Source organism: Streptomyces sp. NPDC058683, assembly GCF_042716195.1.
GTDB lineage: Bacteria > Actinomycetota > Actinomycetes > Streptomycetales > Streptomycetaceae > Streptomyces.
Genome location: NZ_JBHXSK010000001.1, coordinates 291,562 through 310,985 on the forward strand (window position 1 = coordinate 291,562; position 19,424 = coordinate 310,985).

Below are 19,424 nucleotides of genomic sequence, written 5' to 3' on the forward strand. Positions count from 1 at the left end.
GTCCTGCGCAACTCGGCCCTGGCCAGGGGTGGTTGACCGGTCAAAGGCCAACGCCGTGTGCCCTTGAAGCCGAAACGGGTGTGGCCCGAGCCTCGCAGGCTCGGGCCACACCCGTTTCGCGTCGTCAGGAGACTCAGGGCAGCTGCGCCGCCCGTGCCTCGCGCCGGTTGTCGCGGATGTTGTTCACCCGGCGGGCCGTGGCGAACAGCGGGATCACCGCGCCCATCACCAGCTGCAGCGCACAGCCGGTCTGGAGCAGGAGCTGGCCGCCGGGGGCGTCGAAGGCCCAGGCCGCCAGGAGCCCCATCGAGAGGACGATCCAGGCCAGCATCGCCCCGGCGAGACGCCCGCGCGGCTTCGGGTACTCGACCCGGCTCACCATCAGCCACGCCGTGCCGAGGATCGCCAGGAGGGTCGCGAAGAAAGGCAGCTCGAGCAGCACGATCGAGACGACCGTGAGCGCACCGAACGGCGACGGCATGCCTTGGAACATGCCGTTCGGCGGCGACACGCAGCTGAAGCGCGCCAGCCGCAGCACCACCGCCAGCAGCACGACCACCGCTCCGACCGCGGCCACCTTCTGGTACGCGTCGTCGGCCACCATGCCGTAGACGAGCACGAAGTACGCGGGGGCCAGACCGAAGCTGATCAGGTCCGAGAGGTTGTCCAGCTCGGCGCCCATGGGGGAGGAGCGCAGCTTGCGTGCGACGAGGCCGTCGAACAGGTCGAAGACCGCCGCGCAGAGCATGAGGATGACCGCGGTGGCGGCGCTGTGCCGCGCCATGCCCGCCGACTGGTCGTCCCCGGTGAGGTGCGGGATCAGGATGCCGGTGGTGGTGAAGTACACCGCCATGAAGCCGCACGTGGCGTTGCCCAGCGTGAGGGTGTCCGCTATCGAGAGGCGGAGAGAGAGCGGCATCTCCTCCTCGTCGTCGCCGACCTCGTCGGCCTCGGGCACCCAGCCCGCCTGGGTCTCCGGATCAATCACGGTCAATGCGAGTCACCCCAGCCACGGTCTTCTGCCCGACCTCGACCGCGACCTCCACGCCCTCGGGCAGGTAGATGTCGACGCGCGAGCCGAAGCGGATCAGACCGATGCGGTCGCCCTGCTCGACCTTCGTGCCCTGCGGGACGTAGGGCACGATGCGACGGGCCACCGCGCCGGCGATCTGGATCATCTCGATGTCGCCGAGTTCGGTGTCGAAATGCCAGACTACGCGCTCGTTGTTCTCGCTCTCCTTGTTGAAGGCGGGAACGAAGCCACCGGGGATGTGCTCCACCGACGTCACCTCGCCGGACAGCGGCGCCCGGTTGACGTGGACGTTGAGCGGGCTCATGAAGATCGCGACGCGGGTGCGGCCGTCCTTCCACGGCATGATGCTCTGCACCACACCGTCGGCGGGGGAGATGACACGGCCCTGGGCGATCTCACGCTCGGGGTCGCGGAAGAACCACAGCATGCCCGCCGCGAGCGCGGTGGCGGGCAGGGCGACGGCCTTCGCGGCGCCGGAGCGACGGGCGCGGAGGAGGCTGACGGCTGCGGTGGCGACGGTCGGGAGAAGCCACGGCGATGCTCCGCGCGCGAGGCGTACGCCGGCCAGGCTGTCTCGATGTGCAGAGGTTTGGCTGTGGGGCATGGATGACCTTCGTAGCGGATGATGCCGCGCGGGAAATGGGGACGGCGGCTTTCCGGGATCGTACCGGTCGGGGGCTGCAACTGGGCAAGCCAGGAAGCCGAGTCGGCGGCCGAAGACCGCTGACGGGGTGTGATCTTCTTCTCGAAGAAAACACCCCGTACCCGGACAATCAGCCCTGGAATCGATACTCTTCGAGCAACCTTCGCCCGATGATCATTTTCTGGATCTCGGCGGTACCTTCGCCGATCAGCAGCATCGGCGCCTCACGGTAGAGACGTTCGATCTCGTACTCCTTGGAGAATCCGTAGCCGCCGTGGATCCGGAAGGCGTCCTCCACGACCTCCTTGCAGTACTCGGAGGCGAGGTACTTCGCCATCCCGGCCTCAAGGTCGTTTCGTTCCCCCGAGTCCTTTTTGCGTGCAGCGTTGACCATCATGGCATGCGCGGCCTCGACCTTGGTGGCCATCTCCGCGAGCTTGAACTGGATGGCCTGATGCTGGGCGATCGGCTTGCCGAAAGTGTGACGCTGCTGGGCGTACCGGACACCCAGTTCGAACGCACGCTGCGCGACACCGCAGCCACGCGCCGCCACGTTGACGCGGCCGACCTCGACTCCGTCCATCATTTGGTAAAAACCTCGGCCGGTGGCCCCGCCCAGCACCCGATTGGCCGGAATCCTGAGCCCGTCCATGATCAGCTCGGTGGTGTCGACGCCCTTGTAGCCCATCTTGTCGATCTTGCCCGGGATGGTGAGGCCGGGGCGGACCTCTCCGAAGCCGGGCTCCTTCTCGACCAGGAAGGTCGTCATCGACTTGTGGGGGGCCGTGCCCTCGGGGTGGCCTTCGTCACTCCGGACGAGGACGGCCACGAGGGACGACGTGCCGCCGTTCGTCAGCCACATCTTCTGGCCGTTCAGGACGTACTCGTCGCCGTCCTTCACCGCCTTCGAGGCGATCGCCGACACGTCCGAGCCCAGGCCCGGCTCCGACATCGAGAACGCGCCCCGGATGTCGCCGGCCGCCATGCGCGGCAGGAAGTGGTCCTTCTGCTCCTGCGTGCCGTGCTGCTTGAGCATGTACGCCACGATGAAGTGCGTGTTGATGATCCCGGAGACGGACATCCAGCCCCGGGCGATCTCCTCGACGCACAGCGCGTACGTCAGGAGGGACTCGCCCAGGCCGCCGTACTCCTCGGGGATCATCAGGCCGAACAGGCCGAGTTCCCGGAGGCCGTCGACGATCTGCTGCGGGTACTCGTCGCGGTGCTCCAGCTCGGTGGCGACCGGGATGATCTCCTTGTCCACGAAGTCGCGGACGGTGGAGAGGATCTCCTGCTGGACGTCGGTCAGACCGGCGGTCTGGGCGAGACGGGCCATGGCTACTTCTCCTGCTCCCTGAGCTCCGGGCGGCCCGGCTGCTCGCCGCCGCGCTCCTTGATGTACGTCTCGGTCGGCACCATCACCTTGCGGCGGAAGATGCACACCAGCGTGCCGTCCTGCTTGTAGCCCTTGGTCTCGACGTAGACGATCCCGCGGTCGTTCTTCGACTTCGAGGGCCACTTGTCGAGCACGGTCGTCTGGCCGTAGATCGTGTCGCCGTGGAAGGTCGGCGCCACGTGCTTGAGCGACTCGATCTCCAGGTTGGCGATCGCCTTGCCGGAGATGTCCGGCACGCTCATGCCGAGCAGCAGCGAGTAGATGTAGTTCCCGACCACCACGTTCTTGCCGAAGTCCGTCGTCTTCTCGGCGTAGTTGGTGTCCATGTGGAGCGGGTGGTGGTTCATGGTGAGGAGACAGAACAGGTGGTCGTCGTACTCCGTGACCGTCTTTCCGGGCCAGTGCTTGTACGTCGCCCCGACCTCGAACTCCTCGTACGTGCGTCCGAACTGCATCGCGCTCAGTCCTCCGGGATCTCGAACGTCGACGTGCGCTGCATGCCGGCGGCCCGGCCCTTGCCGGAGATGACCAGGGCCATCTTGCGGCTGGCCTCGTCGATCATCTCGTCGCCGAGCATCGCGGAGCCCTTCTTGCCGCCCGCCTCGGACGTGTAGTAGTTGTACGCGTCCAGGATCAGCTCGGCGTGGTCGTAGTCCTCCTGGGACGGCGAGAAGATCTCGTTGGACGCCTCGACCTGGCCGGGGTGCAGCACCCACTTGCCGTCGAAGCCGAGGGCCGCGGCGCGCTGGGCGACCTCGCGGTAGCCCTCCACGTTGCGGATCTGGAGGTAGGGGCCGTCGATCGCCTGGAGGTTGTTGGCGCGGGCGGCCATCAGGATCTTCATCAGGATGTAGTGGTAGGCGTCCGCCGGGTAGCCGGGCGGCTGCTCGCCCACGACCAGCGACTTCATGTTGATGGATGCCATGAAATCGGCCGGGCCGAAGATGATGGTCTCGACACGCTGGGACGCGGTGGCGATCTCGTTGACGTTGTTGAGGCCCTGCGCGTTCTCGATCTGCGCCTCGATGCCGATCTTGCCGACCTCGAAGCCCATGGTCTTCTCGATCTGGGTGAGGAGCAGGTCCAGCGCGACGACCTGCTGGGCCGTCTGCACCTTCGGCAGCATGATGCAGTCGAGGTTCTGGCCGGCGCCCTCGACGACCGTGACGACGTCGCGGTACGTCCACTCGGTCGTCCAGTCGTTGACGCGCACCACCCGCGTCTTGCCCGTCCAGTCACCCTCGTTGAGGAACTTCACGATGGTGTGCCGCGCCTCGGGCTTGGCGAGCGGCGCGCACGCGTCCTCCAGGTCCAGGAAGACCTGGTCCGCCGGGAGACCCTGGGCCTTCTCCAGGAAGCGGGGGTTCGAGCCGGGCACGGCCAGGCAGGAGCGCCGCGGGCGGAGCCGGTTGACGGGCGTGGTCATGCGGGGACCTCCAGGGGGTCGAGCTTGTTCGCTTTCCGGATCTCGTCGACGATGCGGCCGATGATTCCGGTGATGTCGAAGTCCTTCGGGGTGAAGACCGCGGCCACTCCGGCTTCCCTGAGCTGCTCGGCGTCACCATTCGGGATGATGCCACCGGCGATGACGGGTATATCTGTGGCACCGGCCACACGGAGTCGTTCCAGGACGTCCGGGACCAGCTGGGCGTGCGAGCCGGACAGGATCGACAGGCCCACCGCGTGCACGTCCTCGGCCAGGGCCGCGTCCACGATCTGCTCGGGCGTCAGCCGGATTCCCTGGTACACCACTTCGAAGCCGGCGTCCCTGGCCCGCACGGCGATCTGCTCGGCGCCGTTGGAGTGTCCGTCAAGACCCGGCTTGCCGACCAGGAAGCGGAGCTTGCCGCTGCCCAGGTCACGGGCGGTGGCGTCCACCTTCGCCCGCACCTCGGCCAGCGCCGAGCCCGCCTCGACGGGGACGGCGACGGGAGCGGAGGAGACGCCGGTAGGCGCCCGGAACTCGCCGAACACCTCCCGCAGCGCGCCCGCCCACTCGCCGGTCGTGACCCCGGCGCGGGCGCACTCCAGGGTGACCTCCATGAGGTTGCCGGTGCCCTTGGCGGCCTCCTTCAGCCGCTCCAGCGCCTTGCAGGGCCGCGGGTGGTTGAACGGCGGCTGGTAGCGCGTGTCGCGCCAGCGGCCGATCGCCGCCACCACCCGGGCCTCGACCGCCGGGTCGACCGTCTGGATCGCGGTGTCCAGGTCGGCGGTGAGCGGGTTGGGCTCGGTCGTCTCGAAGATGTTGACGCCGACGATCTTCTCCCGCCCGGACTCGATCCGGCCCCGGCGCTCCGCGTGCGAGGCGACCAGCTGCGACTTGAGATAGCCGGACTCGACTGCGGCCATCGCGCCGCCCATCTCCTGGATCCGGCCCATCTCGGCGAGGGAGTCCTCGACCAGCTGGGCGACCTTCGCCTCGATGACGTGCGAGCCCTCGAAGATGTCCTCGTACTCCAGCAGGTCGCTCTCGTGGGCGAGCACCTGCTGGATGCGCAGCGACCACTGCTGGTCCCAGGGCCGGGGCAGGCCCAGCGCCTCGTTCCAGGCGGGCAGCTGCACGGCACGCGCGCGGGCGTCCTTCGACAGCGTCACGGCGAGCATCTCCAGGACGATCCGCTGGACGTTGTTCTCCGGCTGCGCCTCGGTCAGCCCCAGCGAGTTGACCTGGACGCCGTACCGGAAGCGCCGCTGCTTGGGGTTCTCGATGCCGTACCGCTCGCGGGTGACCTTGTCCCAGATGCGGCCGAACGCCCGCATCTTGCACATCTCCTCGACGAACCGGACGCCCGCGTTCACGAAGAAGGAGATGCGGGCGACGACATCGCCCATGCGCTCCTGCGGCACCTGGCCGCTGTCGCGGACGGCGTCGAGGACGGCGACGGCGGTGGACATCGCGTACGCGATCTCCTGGACCGGGGTGGCGCCCGCCTCCTGCAGGTGGTAGCTGCAGATGTTGATCGGGTTCCACTTCGGCATGTGGGAGACCGTGTACGCGATCATGTCCGTCGTCAGCCGGAGCGAGGGACCCGGCGGGAAGACATGCGTCCCCCGGGACAGGTACTCCTTGACGATGTCGTTCTGGGTCGTGCCCTGGAGCTGGGTGATGTCCGCACCCTGCTCCTCGGCGACGACCTGGTAGAGCGCCAGCAGCCACATGGCGGTGGCGTTGATCGTCATCGAGGTGTTCATCTGCTCCAGGGGGATGTCCTGGAACAGCCGGCGCATGTCACCGAGGTGCGAGACGGGTACGCCCACCCGGCCGACCTCGCCGCGGGCGAGGATGTGGTCGGGGTCGTAGCCGGTCTGCGTCGGCAGGTCGAACGCCACCGACAGGCCGGTCTGGCCCTTGTCGAGGTTGCGCCGGTACAGCTCGTTGGACGCCTCGGCCGTGGAGTGCCCGGCATACGTGCGCATGAGCCACGGCCGGTCCTTCTCCCTCGGCGCCTGCGGCACGGAACCCCGCCCGCCGTCGGCGATCTGACGCTCAGTCATCTATGACCTCGGGTGTCTCAGATGTTGCGGAAGCGGTTGATGGCGTCGAGGTGCTTGGCGCGCATCTCCTCGTCGCGCACGCCCAGGCCCTCCTCGGGGGCGAGGCAGAGGACGCCGACCTTGCCCTGATGGAGGTTGCGGTGCACGTCGTAGGCGGCCTGGCCGGTCTCCTCCAGGGAGTAGACCTTCGACAGCGTCGGGTGGATCTTGCCCTTCGCGATCAGCCGGTTGGCCTCCCAGGCCTCGCGGTAGTTGGCGAAGTGCGAGCCGATGATCCGCTTCAGGGACATCCACAGGTAGCGGTTGTCGTACTCGTGGTTGTAGCCCGAGGTGGAGGCGCAGGTGACGATCGTGCCGCCCTTGCGGGTGACGTAGACCGAGGCGCCGAAGGTCTCGCGGCCCGGGTGCTCGAAGACGATGTCGACGTCCTCGCCGCCGGTGAGCTCGCGGATGCGCTTGCCGAAACGCTTCCACTCCTTCGGGTCCTGCTCGTGCTCGTTCTTCCAGAACTTGTAGTCCTCGGCGTTGCGGTCGATGATCGCCTCGGCGCCCATCGACCGGCAGATCTCCGCCTTCTGCGGCGAGGACACGACACAGATCGGGTTGGCCCCGCCGGCCAGCGCGAACTGGGTGGCGTAGGAGCCGAGTCCGCCGCTCGCGCCCCAGATGAGCACGTTGTCGCCCTGCTTCATGCCGGCGCCGTTGCGGGAGACCAGCTGCCGGTAGGCGGTGGAGTTGACCAGACCCGGGGCGGCGGCCTCCTCCCAGCTCAGGTGGTTCGGCTTCGGCATCAGCTGGTTGGACTTGACCAGCGCGATCTCGGCGAGGCCGCCGAAGTTGGTCTCGAAGCCCCAGATGCGCTGCTCCGGGTCGAGCATGGTGTCGTTGTGGCCGTCGGACGACTCCAGCTCCACGCTCAGGCAGTGCGCGACGACCTCGTCACCGGGCTTCCAGGCGTTGACGCCCGGGCCGGTGCGCAGGACCACGCCCGCGAGGTCGGAGCCGATGATGTGGTACGGCAGGTCGTGCCGCTTGGTCAGCTCGGAGAGCCTGCCGTAGCGCTCCAGGAACCCGAAGGTCGACAGCGGCTCGAAGATCGAGGTCCAGACCGAGTTGTAGTTGACGCTCGATGCCATGACGGCCACCAGGGCCTCGCCCGGGCCCAGCTCGGGCAGGGCCACCTCGTCGAGGTGGGTGGACTTGCGCGGGTCCTTGTCGCGGGTCTCCAGGCCCGCGAACATCTCCGTCTCGTCCTTGTGCACGGTGATCGCGCGGTACGACTCCGGGAGGGGCAGGGCGGCGAAGTCGGCCGGCGTCGAGTCCGGCGACTGGATCGCGTCGAGAATGGCCTGAGTGGTCACGGTGTTGCCTCCGGCGGTGTGCGCCCCTGAGGGAGGGGGCGCTGAGGGTTCGTCGGTGCTGCTGAGGGTTTGGGGAAGGTGCCGTCGGTTCGGCGTGGGTGGTGCTTCGGCAGCGCTTTGTGGCGCGGGAGGTTGCCTGTGACGCAGGCGTCCGGCGGGCGGGCTGGTGGGCTCACCGGGACAGGCCGGACACCAACAACGTATGACACCGCGTGTCAGGTGGCAAGGCACTGAGTGCCAGAACTTGCTCTCAGATGAAATCTTTACGTAACAAATGAGCGATGATCGATCAAAGCTACTGACGGGTAGGCCAAGGTGTGCCGACTTGCGGGGGTCGTCCCGATGTCGGAGCCGTCACCCGGCACGCAGTGCCATCGCCTGCGGTAGCTGGAACCGGCCCCAGGGGCCGGCCGGGTTACGGAGAACGCCTCCTCATGGCCGGCGGCGGGATTCTCACCGGCCAGGCGCTGACGCGCCCGAGAGGGGCGCGAGGCTGTGTCGATCCGCTGCTCCGCCGCGTGGGCGCGACCAGTCACGACGATGCCGCACGCGCGAGACGGAACATCGCGGCACCCCCTGGGTGCTCAACGCTCCTTCAGCGCCTGCTCGATCGTGCGCATGACCTCGTCCAGCGGCGCGTCCGTCCGGGCCACCGTCACCAGTACCTCGCCCTGCGAGGCCACCGACGCCGTCGTGGCCGGCCGGGGTGCGGTCTCCCGTCCCGCCCCGATCCCCGTCCCGAACGTCTTCCGCACGATCGCGAAGGCGTGGTCGAGCTGCGCCTCCACGTCGCCCTGCCCGCCGGCCCGCAGCCAGCGCCGCAGGACATGGTTGTGGGCGGTGACCACCGCCGACGCGGCGACCTCGGCCAGCAGCGGGTCGTCGTTCGCGTCGTCCGCGTGCGCGTGCTCATCGAAATGGCCGAGGAGATAGCGGGTGAAGAGGCGCTCGTAGCGGGCCACCGAGGCGATCTCGGCCTCACGGAGGGTGGGCACCTCGCGGGTGAGCTTGTAGCGGGCGACCGAGATGTCCGGCCGGGCCGCGTACATCTTCATGACTTCCTTGATGCCACGGCACACGGTGTCGAGTGGGTGCTCGTGCGCCGGGGCCGCGTTGAGCACGGCCTCCGCGCGGATCAGTGTGTCGTCGTGGTCCGGGAAGATCGCCTCTTCCTTGGAGCGGAAGTGGCGGAAGAAGGTGCGTCGGGCGACCCCGGCCGCGGCCGCGATCTCGTCGACGGTGGTCGCCTCGTACCCCTTGGTCGCGAACAGCTCCATCGCGGCAGCCGCCAGTTCTCGGCGCATCTTGAGCCGCTGGGCGGCCGCGCGACTGCCGGCGGCACTTTCCGGCGCGTCGGGCGTGGCTGGTGTACGTGAGGACCTGGCGGACTGGGGCATGACCCGAACGTACTGCATGTGCGCAGCTTGATGGGCATGTCCGGGGTTTCCCCCGCCCGTGCGGGGCGGGGGACCGCCGGACGGGGCGGGCGGGGGAGGGCTGTGCCGGATGGGCGGGGGGCGGCCGCCCGGGTCGAGCAGCCCGCCCCACTCCCGCTCGTCCCGGAACCAGTCGCCGAGGCCCTCAGCGGCGGGCATATTCGCGGAAGCCACGGCCGGTCTTGCGGCCGAGGCAGCCCGCGGCCACCAGATGCTCAAGGAGGGGCGAGGGCGCGAGGCCGGGGTCGCGGAACTCCCGGTGCAGGACCTTTTCGATCGCGAGCGAGACGTCCAGGCCGACCACGTCCAGCAGCTCGAACGGGCCCATCGGGTAACCGCCGCCGAGCTTCATCGCCGCGTCGATGTCGTCCAGCGAGGCGTAGTGCTCCTCGACCATCTTGATCGCGTTGTTGAGGTACGGGAACAGCAGCGCGTTCACGATGAACCCGGCCCGGTCACCGCAGTCGACGGCGTGCTTCCTGATGTTCGCGCAGACCTCGCGGACGGTCGCGTGGACGTCCTCGGCGGTCAGCACGGTACGGACGACCTCGACCAGCTTCATGGCCGGCGCCGGGTTGAAGAAGTGCATGCCGATCACGTCCTGGGGACGCGAGGTGGCCCGGGCGCAGGCCACGACCGGGAGCGAGGAGGTCGTGGTGGCCAGGACCGCGCCGGGCTTGCAGACCTTGTCCAGCGTCGCGAACAGCTGCTGCTTGATCTCCAGGTCCTCGGCGACCGCCTCGACGGCCAGGTCGACGTCGGCGAAGGCGTCGTACGAACCCGCCGCGGTGATCAGGTCCAGGGTCCCCGCCGCGGCCTCGGCGGTCATCCGCCCCTTGCCGACGGAGCGGTCCAGGGACTTGCCGATCCTGGCCTTGGCCGCCTGGGCCTTGTCCTCGCTGCGGGCGGCGAGGACGACCTGGTAGCCGGCCTTGGCGAAGACCTCGGCGATACCGGAGGCCATGGTGCCGGAGCCGGCCACCCCGACCGAGCGGACCGTACGGCCGGGGGTGAGGGCGGCGCCCTCCAGCGGGGTGTGCGCGTCCCGGACGACGGTGGCGCTGCCCGGGGCCTCGTAGGTGTAGAAACCGCGCCCGGACTTGCGGCCGGTCAGGCCCGCCTCGCTGAGCTGCTTGAGGACGGGGGCCGGGGCGTGCAGCCGGTCGCGGGACTCGGCGTACATGGCCTCCAGGACGGTACGCGCGGTGTCGATGCCGATCAGGTCGAGCAGGGCGAGCGGGCCCATCGGCAGGCCGCAGCCGAGCCGCATGGCCGCGTCGATGTCCTCGCGGGAGGCGTACTTCGCCTCGTACATCGCGGCGGCCTGGTTGAGGTAGCCGAACAGCAGCCCGTCCGCGACGAACCCGGGGCGGTCGCCGACCGCGACCGGCTCCTTGCCCAGTTCCAGCGCGAGGTCGGTGACCGCGGCGACCGCACTGGGGGCGGTGAGCACCGAGGAGACGACCTCGACCAGCTTCATCGCCGGGGCCGGGTTGAAGAAGTGCAGGCCGAGGACGCGCTCGGGACGGGCCGAGTCGGCGGCCAGCCGCGTCACGGAGAGCGCGTTGGTACCGGTGGCCAGGATCGTCCCGGGGCGGACGATGCCGTCCAGCTCGCGGAAGATCTGGTGCTTGATGTCGTACGACTCCGGGACCACCTCGATGACGAGGTCGGCGCCGGCCGCGGCCGTGAGGTCGGTGCCGGTGCGGACCCGGGCGAGGACGTCGGTGCGCTCCTGCTCGGTCAGCCGGCCACGGGCCACGGCACGGGCCGTGGAGGCCTCCAGGGCGGCGAGGGAGCCGGCGGCCTGGGCCTCGCTGACGTCGATGCCGATCACCTCGCGGCCGGCCTTCGCGAGGACCTCGGTGATACCGGTGCCCATGGTGCCGAGGCCGACGACGGCGACGGTCCTGAGCGGGGACAGGGAGGGGTCGGACTGGGGAGTGGCCATCGCGGGACTCCAGGAATGAGGGTGACGACTGGAAACGCCCCCGGGTGCGCCGAAGGGGCGCACCGGGTGCGGAAAGAGCTGCGTGAGAGCTGCGTGAATGCGGGTGTTACCGGGCTACTGGCGCACACGCCCGGTGCCGTCACCACAGGCGTGCACACGCCTGGGAGCGGCTGATCCCGACCGGCCCTGTCCCGGAGCCGAGTCGTACGTACGGTACGAGGTACCGAACCTGATGCTCACGACGGCTGCGTCACCAAACCGGAGTGAGCGTTAGTGCGAGTGGGTGACTCGCTCGATTGAGCTTAACCGGCGGGTAACGAGCGCGCCAGCCCCCCGACTTTGTGATGTACGTCCCTCGGCTCCCGCAACCCCTCTACGCTGGGCTTCGTGGACGAAGAGTTGCGATCACTCACGGAGCGTCTGCGCCAGGAGTCGCAGGGAACGGCCGCCTACGACCGGCTCCTGGCCACCGAGGACCACGACGAGTTGGCGGAGGTGCTCACCGCCGCCGGACAGCCCCTGTGGGCCAGGGAGTTGGCGGCGTACCGCCTGGGGACGGCCGGCGACCGGCGCGCCTTCGAAACCCTGGTCCTCCTTTTGAACCACCGTGACCCACCCCGCTGCGCCTCCGCCGCGCACGCCCTCGCCCGCCTGGAGGACCCGCGCACCGCCCGCGCGGCCGCCGCCCTCGCCACCAACGAACTCCGGGTCGCCTACGCCCTGCACCCGGTCCGTCTCCTGGTCGTGCTCCGCGCCCCGGAGTCCGTGCCGGCCCTCATCACCACCCTGGAGCGCCGACTGCGTCCCCACGACCCCTACCGCAAGGTCGCCCTCGCCTGTGTGGAGGGCCTCGGCACCCTGGGCGACACCCGGGCCCGCCGCGTCCTGAGCGAGGCGCTGGCCCACCCCACCCTCGCCGAGGCCGCGGTCCAGGCCCTGTCCCACATCCCTAGGCCGAGGTGAGGTCGCGGTCCCTGACGTACCGCACCTCGGGCACGGGCACCCCGTCGACCTCGTACGGCTCCTCGGTGCCGTCGGGCCGGAAGCCCGCCGTCTCGTAGAACCGCCGGGCGCGCGCGTTCCCCTTCAGTACCCACAGGTACACGCGCGCCTGCCGGGCGCACTGCCTGAGCACCGTCTCCAGGAGCCGCCGCCCGGCCCCGGTCCCGACATGCGCCGGGTCGAGGTAGATCGCGTACAACTCGGCGTCGCCGGTGCGTACTTCCCCGTCCCGGTACGGCCCGTGCGCCGCCCAGCCGACTATCTTGCCGCCCAGCTCGGCGACCAGGTCCGTCACCCCGTCCTCGCCGTCCCGGAACCGGGCCCGCCGGCGCTCGGCGTCCCGCTCGACACTGAGCCCGTCCAGGAACGGCTGCGGCATGAGCCCCCGGTAGGCGTACTGCCAGCCCCGGACGCGTATCTCCGAGACACGGTCGCAGTCGTCGAGGGCCATCGGTCGGATGCGGAGGGAGTCGTCGGTCATGACGGCACCTTAGGAAGCCGACGGTCCGGGCCGCCCGGGATTTCGCTCAGTCCGCCACCACCGCGAGGGCCTCGATCTCCATCAGGAACTGGGGCGCGACGAGTGCGGCCACCTGGATCGCGGACGACGCCGGGAGGCGGTCGTCGGGTATGTGGGCGGCGCGCGCCTCGCGGACGGCCGGCAGATGGGCCATGTCCGTGACGAAGTAGGTGAGCTTGACGACGTCGTCGAAGCCGGCGCCGGCGGCCGCCAGGCAGCGGCGCAGGTTCTCGAAGACCTGGCGGGCCTGGGCGGCCGGGTCGCCCTCGCCGACGAGCCTGCCCTCCTCGTCCAGCGGCAGCTGGCCGGAGACGGCGACGAACCGGCCGGTGGCCGCCACCACATGGCTGTACTGGGCGGCCGGGGCGACGCCGTCGGGGGCGGTGATGCGGGTCGGGTCAGTCATGCGTCCATGGTGGACCATGGGTCCGACAACGCCCCCGACGGGCCGTCAGGACCGGTTCAGCCGCGGAAGCCCAGCAGCCCGTGCAGGGTCGAGCCGCGGGACGACGTCGACGCGGCCTTCGTGCTCAGGGGCTTCGGGTCCGGGGTCTTCCGGCAGACCGCGTCGGCGGTGCCGTCGCCGTGCGGGACCTTGCCGTCGGTCAGATAGGCGGCGAGGTAGTCGTCCAGGCAGGTGTTGCCGCTCAGGGTGATGCCGTGGTTGCCGCCGCCCTGCTCGACGACCAGGCTGGAGCCGGCCAGCAGGCGGTGGGCCGTGACGCCGCCCTGGTAGGGCGTGGCCGCGTCGTCCGTGGCCTGGAAGAGGAGGGCCGGCGGGAGTTTGCCGTTGGCGATGTCCGGCGGCTTCAGGGCGGACGTCGGCCAGGAGGTGCACGCCGCGTTGTACCAGGCGTTGTTCCAGACCATGAACGGCGCCTTCTCGTAGGCCGCCCAGTTGTCCTTGCGCCACTGGTTCCAGTCCCGCGGCCAGGAGACGTCCCGGCACTGGACGGCCGCGTAGACGCTGTAGCCGTTCTCACCCGAGGCGTCGACGGCGGCGAAGTTCTGGTACGCCTCGACCAGTGCCGCCGTCTTCTTGCCGTGGACGTAGGCCGAGAACGCCTCCGCCAGGTAGGGCCAGTAGCCGTTGTAGTAGCCGCCCGGGATGAAGGTGTCCTCCAACTCGGCGGCGCCCACCTTGCCGCCCGCCGGCTTCTTCGCCAGTGCCGCCCGCATGGCATACCACTTGGCCTCGACCTGCTTCGGGTCGGTGCCGAGCTTGTAGGTGGCGTCGTACTTCGCGATCCACGCCATCAGGGCGCGGTGGCGGTCGTTGAACGCGTAGTCCTGGCCCAGGTTGTCGTCGTACCAGACACCCGTCGGGTCCACGATCGAGTCCAGGACCAGGCGGCGGATCCGCTCCGGGTGCAGCTTCGCGTACACGGCGCCCAGGTAGGTGCCGTACGAGTAGCCGAAGTAGCTGATCCGCTCGGAGCCGAGGGCCTGGCGGACGGAGTCCATGTCCTGTGCGGCGCTGACCGTGTCGAGGTACGGCAGCAGGCTCGCGTACTTCTTGCCGCAGGCCGCCGCGAAGGACTGCACGCGCTTGAGGTTCGCCTGTTCCAGGGCGGGCGTGGCCGGCACCGAGTCGGGGCGCACCGGGTCGAAGTAGCCGGGCGCGCAGTCGATCGCCGGGCTGCTCTTGCCGACGCCACGCGGGTCGAAGCCGATGACGTCGTACTGGGCCGCCACCTTTTTCGGCAGCGTGGAGGCGACGAAGCCCGCGAGGCTCAGCCCGCTGCCGCCGGGGCCGCCGGGGTTGACCAGCAGCGGCCCCTGGTACGTGGACGCGGTGTGCGGGATGCGGGAGAGGGCGAGCGTGATCTGCTTCCCGCCCGGGTTCCGGTGGTCGAGGGGCGCCTTGACGGTGCCGCACTGCAGCGTCGGATAGTCGGTGGTGCCGCACTTCTTCCAGCTCACCGAGGGTGCCTGGACGGCGGCTCGGGCGGTGGCGCTCGCGGGCAGGGCGGTGAACGACCCGGCCACGACAGCGGCGGCGGCGCACAGCACGGCTGCGCGTGTTCGCATGGGGTCCTCCCAGGACGGAGGTGTCGCGGACCGCACGTGTCACGGTCCTCGCCGCATCGTCCCGGGAACAGCACCCGGAAGAACCTATTCTGACGATTATTGACCCAATTGGGCCGAGGGTTGCGCTCGAACGCTCTCAGCTGTGAACGCCTCGGTCGCGAACGCTCTCAGAGCAGCGTGAGTTGTGTCGGCTCCGGCAGCGCGGGCTCCTCCTCCGCCGTCGGCACCGGCATCCGGCGGGGGGTGGCGGCGCGGTTCGGCCCGATGCCGTACTCCTCGGCCAGCTCGTGCACCTGACGGGTGATCCGGCGCTGGTACCACTTGGGCGCGTAGGCGCCCTCCGCGTACAGCCGCTCGTAGCGCCGGACGAGGTGCGGGTGGTGGGCCGCGAGCCAGCTCATGAACCACTCGCGGGCGCCGGGGCGCAAGTGCAGCACCAGCGGGGTCACGGAGGTGGCCCCGGCGGCCGCGATCGCCCGCACGGTGGCCCGCAGTTGGGCCGGGTGGTCGCCCAGGAAGGGGATCACGGGCGCCATCAGGACCCCGCACCCGATACCGGCCTCGGTGAGGGCCCGCACGGCGTCCAGGCGGCGCTCGGGGGCCGGGGTGCCCGGCTCCACGGTGCGCCACAGCTCGGGGTCCACGAAGCCGACCGAGACCGAGATGCCGACGTCCGTGACGTCCGCGGCCCGGCGCAGCAGATCGAGGTCGCGCAGGATCAGGGTGCCCTTGGTCAGGATCGAGAACGGGTTCGCGTGCTCGGTGAGGGCGGAGATGATCCCCGGCATCAGCCGGTAGCGGCCCTCCGCGCGCTGGTAGCAGTCGACGTTGGTGCCCATCGCGATGTGGTCGCCCAGCCAGCGCCGTGAGCCCAGCTGGCGGCGGAGCAGATCGGGGGCGTTCACCTTGACCACGATCTGGGTGTCGAAGCCGATCCCGGTGTCGAGGTCCAGATAGCTGTGCGTCTTGCGCGCGAAGCAGTACACGCACGCGTGCGTGCAGCCCCGGTACGGGTTCACCGTCCATTCGAACGGCATCCGCGAGGCGCCCGGCACCCGGTTGATGATCGACCGCGCCCGCACCTCGTGGAACGTGATCCCCCGGAACTCGGGGCTGTCGAAGGTGCGGGTCGTCACCGCGTCCGCGCCGAACAGCGCGGTGTCGGCGCGGCCGTGTCCGGACTCCTCGGTGAGGTTCTCCCAGCGCATGACGCCTCCTCGGTAGCACTGGGCCCAGAATAGAACATCTGTTCCCATGATCGTGCGAACGATCTGTGGAGACCGCGCGGACACCGTTTCCGACCGCTTCCGGCACCCCGATTTGGGCGGCCGGGCGCCGGGGTGGTTGGCTTGCCCCGATCCCCGAGAACCCAGGTGCTGGAGGAAGTCAATGGCGCAGGTCGAGGCCACTACGGAGCGGGTCGTCGCGGCGGACGCGGAGACGGTGTTCGACGCGCTCGCCGACTACAGCGGCACGCGCGCGAAGCTGCTGCCCCAGCACTTCAGTGAGTACGAGGTGCGCGAGGGCGGCGACGGCGAGGGCACCCTGGTCCACTGGAAGCTCCAGGCCACCAGCAAGCGTGTCCGCGACTGCCTCCTGGAGGTCAGCGAGCCCACCGACGGCGAGCTGGTCGAGAAGGACCGCAACTCCTCCATGGTCACCACCTGGCGCGTCACCCCGGCCGGCGAGGGCAGCTCCAAGGTCGTCGTCCACACCACCTGGCAGGGGGCCGGAGGCATCGGCGGCTTCTTCGAGAAGACCTTCGCCCCCAAGGGCCTCGGCCGGATCTACGACGAGGTGCTCGGCAAGCTCGCCACCGAGGTCGAGAAGTAGTCCTGCTCCACGGCGGTAGGTAACCGCCGGATGAACAGGGGGTGTTGACCCCCCTCACCGGTTCGAGTGGATCTCCGGGCCGGTCGGCCTCGTGCCGTAACTCGTCGTGCTTGCCCACAGTTGTCGCCCTACGGGACATAAGGCGGCAACTGTGCGCAGGCGCGACGAGGGGAGCGGTACGTGGGAACGACTCTGGTGCAGTACGAGGAGCCGGCCGCGGCGCCTGCCGACGCCCCCGCGCCGGAACCCGCCCCGGCCCCCGGACTCGGGCCGCGCCGCACCCGGTTGGTGTTCTGCGGGCTGATGCTCGCCCTGCTCCTGGCCGCCCTGGACCAGATGATCGTCGCCACCGCGCTGCCGAGGATCGTCGGCGAGCTGCACGGCCTGGACCGGATGTCCTGGGCGATCACCGCCTACCTGCTCACCTCCACCATCGGCCTCCCGGTCTACGGCAAGCTCGGCGACCTCATCGGCCGCAAGAGCGTCTTCCAGTTCGCCATCCTGGTCTTCGTCGTCGGCTCCGCGCTGGCCGGACGGGCACAGAGCATGGACCAGCTGATCGCCTTCCGCGCGGTGCAGGGCGTCGGCGCCGGCGGGCTGATGATCGGCGTCCAGGCGATCATCGCCGACATCGTGCCGCCCCGGCAGCGCGGCCGCTTCATGGGGCTGATCGGCGCCGCCTTCGGCCTCGCCTCCGTCGCCGGGCCGCTGCTCGGCGGCTACTTCACCGACCACCTCTCCTGGCGCTGGTGCTTCTACGTCAACGTGCCCTTCGGGCTGGTCACGCTGGCCGTCATCACCGCCGTACTGAAGCTGCCGAAACCCCGGGTCCGGGCCCGCTTCGACGTCCTGGGCACCCTGCTGCTGGCCGCCGCCTCCACCTGCCTGGTGCTGCTGACCAGTTGGGGCGGCACGGAGTACGCGTGGGGCTCGCGGGTCATCCTCGGGCTCGGGGCCGGCGCCGTGGCAGCCACCGTGCTGTTCCTGTTCGCCGAGCACCGCGCGGCCGAACCCCTCATCCCGCTGCGGCTGTTCCGGGACTCCGTCTTCAACGTGACCGGACTCGTCGGACTGGTCGTCGGCGTCGCGCTGTTCGGCGCCGCCAGCTATCTGCCGACCTTCCTGCAGATGGTCGACGGCGCCTCGGCCACCGAGTCCGGGCTGCTGATGCTGCCCATGATGGGCGGGATCGTCGGCGCCTCGATCGTCGCCGGCCAGCTCATCAGCCACACCGGGCACTACCGGATCTACCCGGTGCTCGGCGGGGCGCTGTCCGTTCTCGGCATGTGGCTCCTCTCCCGGCTCGAAGTCGACACCCCGCGCTGGCAGTACAGCGTCTGGATGGCCGTGCTCGGCGCCGGCATCGGCATGGTGATGCCGGTGCTCATCCTCGCCGTGCAGAACTCCGTACCGCCCGCCGACCTCGGCACCGCCACCAGCGCCAACAACTACTTCCGGCAGATCGGCGGCAGCGTCGGCGCCGCCGTCTTCGGCACCCTGTTCGCCGACCGGCTCACCGACGCCCTGCACAAACGTCTCCCCGCCGACGCCGGCGCCCGGCTGCCCGACCCCGAGTCCCTCACCCCGCAGCTCGTTCACGCGCTGCCCCCGGCGCTGCGTGACGCCTACATCCGCGCCTACGCCGACGCGATGCCACGGATCTTCCTCTACCTGGTCCCGCTGCTCGTCCTCGGCCTGCTCATCGCCTGCTTCCTCAAGGAGAAACCGCTGGTGTCCCACCACACCGCCGATACCGAGTCCATCCCCGTGAACGCCCCGATCCCACAGGCTCGTTCGCCGTACACCGGCGCCGGGATCCCGGTCTGCGGCACGGTGCAGCACCCCGACGGGACCGTGGTGCCCCGCGCCGCACTCACCCTCATCGACGCCGTCGGCCGGCAGATCGGCCGGGGCGCCAGCGGCGACGACGGACGGTACGCCCTGTCCACGCCCGGCTCCGGGGCGTACGTCCTGATCGCCGCCGCAGGCGGCCACCAGCCGCAGGCGGTCACCGTGACCGTCGGCGAGCGGCCCGTCGAACTCGACGTCGTCCTCGGCGGTGCCGGACGCCTCGCGGGCACCGTCCGCACCGCCGACGGCACGCCCGTCCGCGATGCCACCGTCACGCTCACCAACGTGCAGGGCGAGGTCGTCGCCAGCACCCGCAGCGGACGCGAGGGCGGCTATGTCATCACCGAGCTGGTGGCCGGCGAGTACACCCTCGCCGGCAGCGCGCCCGCCTTCCGCCCGGCCGCCCTCCCGGTCACCGTCCAGGCCTCCCGGGAGACCCGGCAGGACGTCGAACTCGCCGGCGGCGCCGTGCTGAAGGGCACCGTCCGGGCCGGGGGCGGGCGGCCCGTCGAGGACGCGCGCGTGACCCTGCTCGACGCCGCCGGGAACGTCGTGGACACCCTCACCACCGGTCCCGACGGAACGTTCCGGTTCGTCGACCTCTCCTCCGGCGAGTACACCGTCATCGCCGCCGGTTACCCGCCGGTCGCCACCGTGCTCCAGGTCGCGGGCGGCGGCCGCACCGAGCGCGATCTCCAACTGGGGCACGAGGACTGACCGGAGGGGGCGCGAGGACCGGCCGGGCCGGGCGCGAGGGCGCGGACCTGCGCGTCGGCGCGCTCCGGTGAAACCAATTCCAGGAATGCCACACATCGCAACCGACGGCCACCGTACGGTAGTGGCGGGCGGCACAGATCTTTCGCGGAGCCGTG

The 19,424-nt window shown here is 70.1% G+C and carries 16 protein-coding genes; 3 read left to right on the top strand and 13 right to left on the bottom strand.

What is annotated here, in order from left to right; genetic code table 11:
* Positions 1 to 133: 133 nt before the first annotated feature.
* The 9 genes from pssA to ACFWXC_RS01495 form a co-directional block, all read right to left on the bottom strand.
* Entirely contained in the window at positions 134 to 958 is an 825-nt protein-coding gene (gene pssA, locus ACFWXC_RS01455; protein WP_384471569.1) for a CDP-diacylglycerol--serine O-phosphatidyltransferase, read from the bottom strand.
* A gap of 22 nt (positions 959 to 980) precedes the next feature.
* Entirely contained in the window at positions 981 to 1,637 is a 657-nt protein-coding gene (locus tag ACFWXC_RS01460; protein ID WP_351698945.1) for a phosphatidylserine decarboxylase, read from the bottom strand.
* A 169-nt stretch (positions 1,638 to 1,806) separates the two neighbouring features.
* Positions 1,807 to 3,012 (bottom strand): acyl-CoA dehydrogenase family protein, encoded by a 1,206-nt coding sequence (locus ACFWXC_RS01465; RefSeq protein ID WP_384471204.1) that lies wholly within the window; start codon positions 3,010 to 3,012, stop codon positions 1,807 to 1,809.
* A 2-nt stretch (positions 3,013 to 3,014) separates the two neighbouring features.
* Positions 3,015 to 3,527: a MaoC family dehydratase gene (locus ACFWXC_RS01470; protein WP_360474917.1), complete on the bottom strand. Its 513-nt coding sequence runs from the start codon at positions 3,525 to 3,527 to the stop codon at positions 3,015 to 3,017.
* Between the two features lie 5 nt (positions 3,528 to 3,532).
* Positions 3,533 to 4,498 (bottom strand): HpcH/HpaI aldolase/citrate lyase family protein, encoded by a 966-nt coding sequence (locus ACFWXC_RS01475; RefSeq protein WP_384471208.1) that lies wholly within the window; start codon positions 4,496 to 4,498, stop codon positions 3,533 to 3,535.
* Complete coding sequence (locus ACFWXC_RS01480; protein ID WP_384471211.1) at positions 4,495 to 6,567, bottom strand: protein meaA; 2,073 nt, start codon at positions 6,565 to 6,567, stop codon at positions 4,495 to 4,497. The genes ACFWXC_RS01475 and ACFWXC_RS01480 overlap by 4 nt, the downstream gene beginning before the upstream one ends.
* Before the next feature lie 17 nt (positions 6,568 to 6,584).
* Positions 6,585 to 7,928 (bottom strand): crotonyl-CoA carboxylase/reductase, encoded by a 1,344-nt coding sequence (gene ccrA / locus ACFWXC_RS01485; RefSeq protein ID WP_351698953.1) that lies wholly within the window; start codon positions 7,926 to 7,928, stop codon positions 6,585 to 6,587.
* A 584-nt stretch (positions 7,929 to 8,512) separates the two neighbouring features.
* Complete coding sequence (locus ACFWXC_RS01490) at positions 8,513 to 9,325, bottom strand: TetR family transcriptional regulator (protein WP_384471214.1); 813 nt, start codon at positions 9,323 to 9,325, stop codon at positions 8,513 to 8,515.
* A 184-nt stretch (positions 9,326 to 9,509) separates the two neighbouring features.
* Positions 9,510 to 11,315, bottom strand: coding sequence for a 3-hydroxyacyl-CoA dehydrogenase family protein (locus ACFWXC_RS01495; RefSeq protein WP_384471217.1), 1,806 nt, complete (start codon positions 11,313 to 11,315; stop codon positions 9,510 to 9,512).
* A gap of 387 nt (positions 11,316 to 11,702) precedes the next feature.
* Between ACFWXC_RS01495 and ACFWXC_RS01500 the strand changes: the two genes are divergently transcribed.
* Positions 11,703 to 12,278 (top strand): adenylosuccinate lyase, encoded by a 576-nt coding sequence (locus tag ACFWXC_RS01500; protein WP_384471220.1) that lies wholly within the window; start codon positions 11,703 to 11,705, stop codon positions 12,276 to 12,278.
* On the opposite strand, the gene ACFWXC_RS01505 is transcribed toward ACFWXC_RS01500, so the two are convergent.
* From ACFWXC_RS01505 to ACFWXC_RS01520, 4 genes are all read right to left on the bottom strand, one after another.
* Entirely contained in the window at positions 12,265 to 12,798 is a 534-nt protein-coding gene (locus ACFWXC_RS01505) for a GNAT family N-acetyltransferase (protein ID WP_384471223.1), read from the bottom strand. The two genes, ACFWXC_RS01500 and ACFWXC_RS01505, sit on opposite strands and share 14 nt — an antisense overlap.
* A gap of 46 nt (positions 12,799 to 12,844) precedes the next feature.
* Positions 12,845 to 13,243 (bottom strand): RidA family protein, encoded by a 399-nt coding sequence (locus ACFWXC_RS01510; RefSeq protein WP_384471226.1) that lies wholly within the window; start codon positions 13,241 to 13,243, stop codon positions 12,845 to 12,847.
* Between the two features lie 56 nt (positions 13,244 to 13,299).
* Positions 13,300 to 14,868, bottom strand: coding sequence for an alpha/beta hydrolase (locus tag ACFWXC_RS01515; RefSeq protein ID WP_384471229.1), 1,569 nt, complete (start codon positions 14,866 to 14,868; stop codon positions 13,300 to 13,302).
* A gap of 167 nt (positions 14,869 to 15,035) precedes the next feature.
* A complete protein-coding gene (locus ACFWXC_RS01520; protein WP_384471232.1) occupies positions 15,036 to 16,076 on the bottom strand; it encodes an Rv2578c family radical SAM protein in 1,041 nt (346 codons plus the stop codon).
* Between the two features lie 181 nt (positions 16,077 to 16,257).
* On the opposite strand from ACFWXC_RS01520, the gene ACFWXC_RS01525 reads away from it, so the two are divergent.
* Both ACFWXC_RS01525 and ACFWXC_RS01530 read left to right on the top strand, forming a co-directional pair.
* Positions 16,258 to 16,701, top strand: a complete 444-nt coding sequence (locus ACFWXC_RS01525) for an SRPBCC family protein (RefSeq protein WP_352224235.1) — start codon at positions 16,258 to 16,260, stop codon at positions 16,699 to 16,701.
* 180 nt (positions 16,702 to 16,881) lie between these two features.
* On the top strand, positions 16,882 to 19,269 hold the full coding sequence (locus ACFWXC_RS01530) for an MFS transporter (protein WP_384471236.1): 2,388 nt from the start codon (positions 16,882 to 16,884) through the stop codon (positions 19,267 to 19,269).
* The last annotated feature ends 155 nt before the right edge of the window (positions 19,270 to 19,424 follow it).

What these genes read in the sequence shown, in the direction of transcription:
- ACFWXC_RS01475 (WP_384471208.1), bottom strand. Translation starts at nt 4,498, where the DNA reads ATGACCACGCCCGTCAACCGGCTCCGCCCGCGGCGCTCCTGCCTGGCC.
- ACFWXC_RS01515 (WP_384471229.1), bottom strand. Translation starts at nt 14,868, where the DNA reads ATGCGAACACGCGCAGCCGTGCTGTGCGCCGCCGCCGCTGTCGTGGCC.
- ACFWXC_RS01490 (WP_384471214.1), bottom strand. Translation starts at nt 9,325, where the DNA reads ATGCCCCAGTCCGCCAGGTCCTCACGTACACCAGCCACGCCCGACGCG.
- ACFWXC_RS01480 (WP_384471211.1), bottom strand. Translation starts at nt 6,567, where the DNA reads ATGACTGAGCGTCAGATCGCCGACGGCGGGCGGGGTTCCGTGCCGCAG.
- ACFWXC_RS01505 (WP_384471223.1), bottom strand. Translation starts at nt 12,798, where the DNA reads ATGACCGACGACTCCCTCCGCATCCGACCGATGGCCCTCGACGACTGC.
- ACFWXC_RS01510 (WP_384471226.1), bottom strand. Translation starts at nt 13,243, where the DNA reads ATGACTGACCCGACCCGCATCACCGCCCCCGACGGCGTCGCCCCGGCC.
- ACFWXC_RS01465 (WP_384471204.1), bottom strand. Translation starts at nt 3,012, where the DNA reads ATGGCCCGTCTCGCCCAGACCGCCGGTCTGACCGACGTCCAGCAGGAG.
- ACFWXC_RS01470 (WP_360474917.1), bottom strand. Translation starts at nt 3,527, where the DNA reads ATGCAGTTCGGACGCACGTACGAGGAGTTCGAGGTCGGGGCGACGTAC.
- ACFWXC_RS01460 (WP_351698945.1), bottom strand. Translation starts at nt 1,637, where the DNA reads ATGCCCCACAGCCAAACCTCTGCACATCGAGACAGCCTGGCCGGCGTA.
- ACFWXC_RS01495 (WP_384471217.1), bottom strand. Translation starts at nt 11,315, where the DNA reads ATGGCCACTCCCCAGTCCGACCCCTCCCTGTCCCCGCTCAGGACCGTC.
- ACFWXC_RS01520 (WP_384471232.1), bottom strand. Translation starts at nt 16,076, where the DNA reads ATGCGCTGGGAGAACCTCACCGAGGAGTCCGGACACGGCCGCGCCGAC.
- ACFWXC_RS01525 (WP_352224235.1), top strand. Translation starts at nt 16,258, where the DNA reads ATGGCGCAGGTCGAGGCCACTACGGAGCGGGTCGTCGCGGCGGACGCG.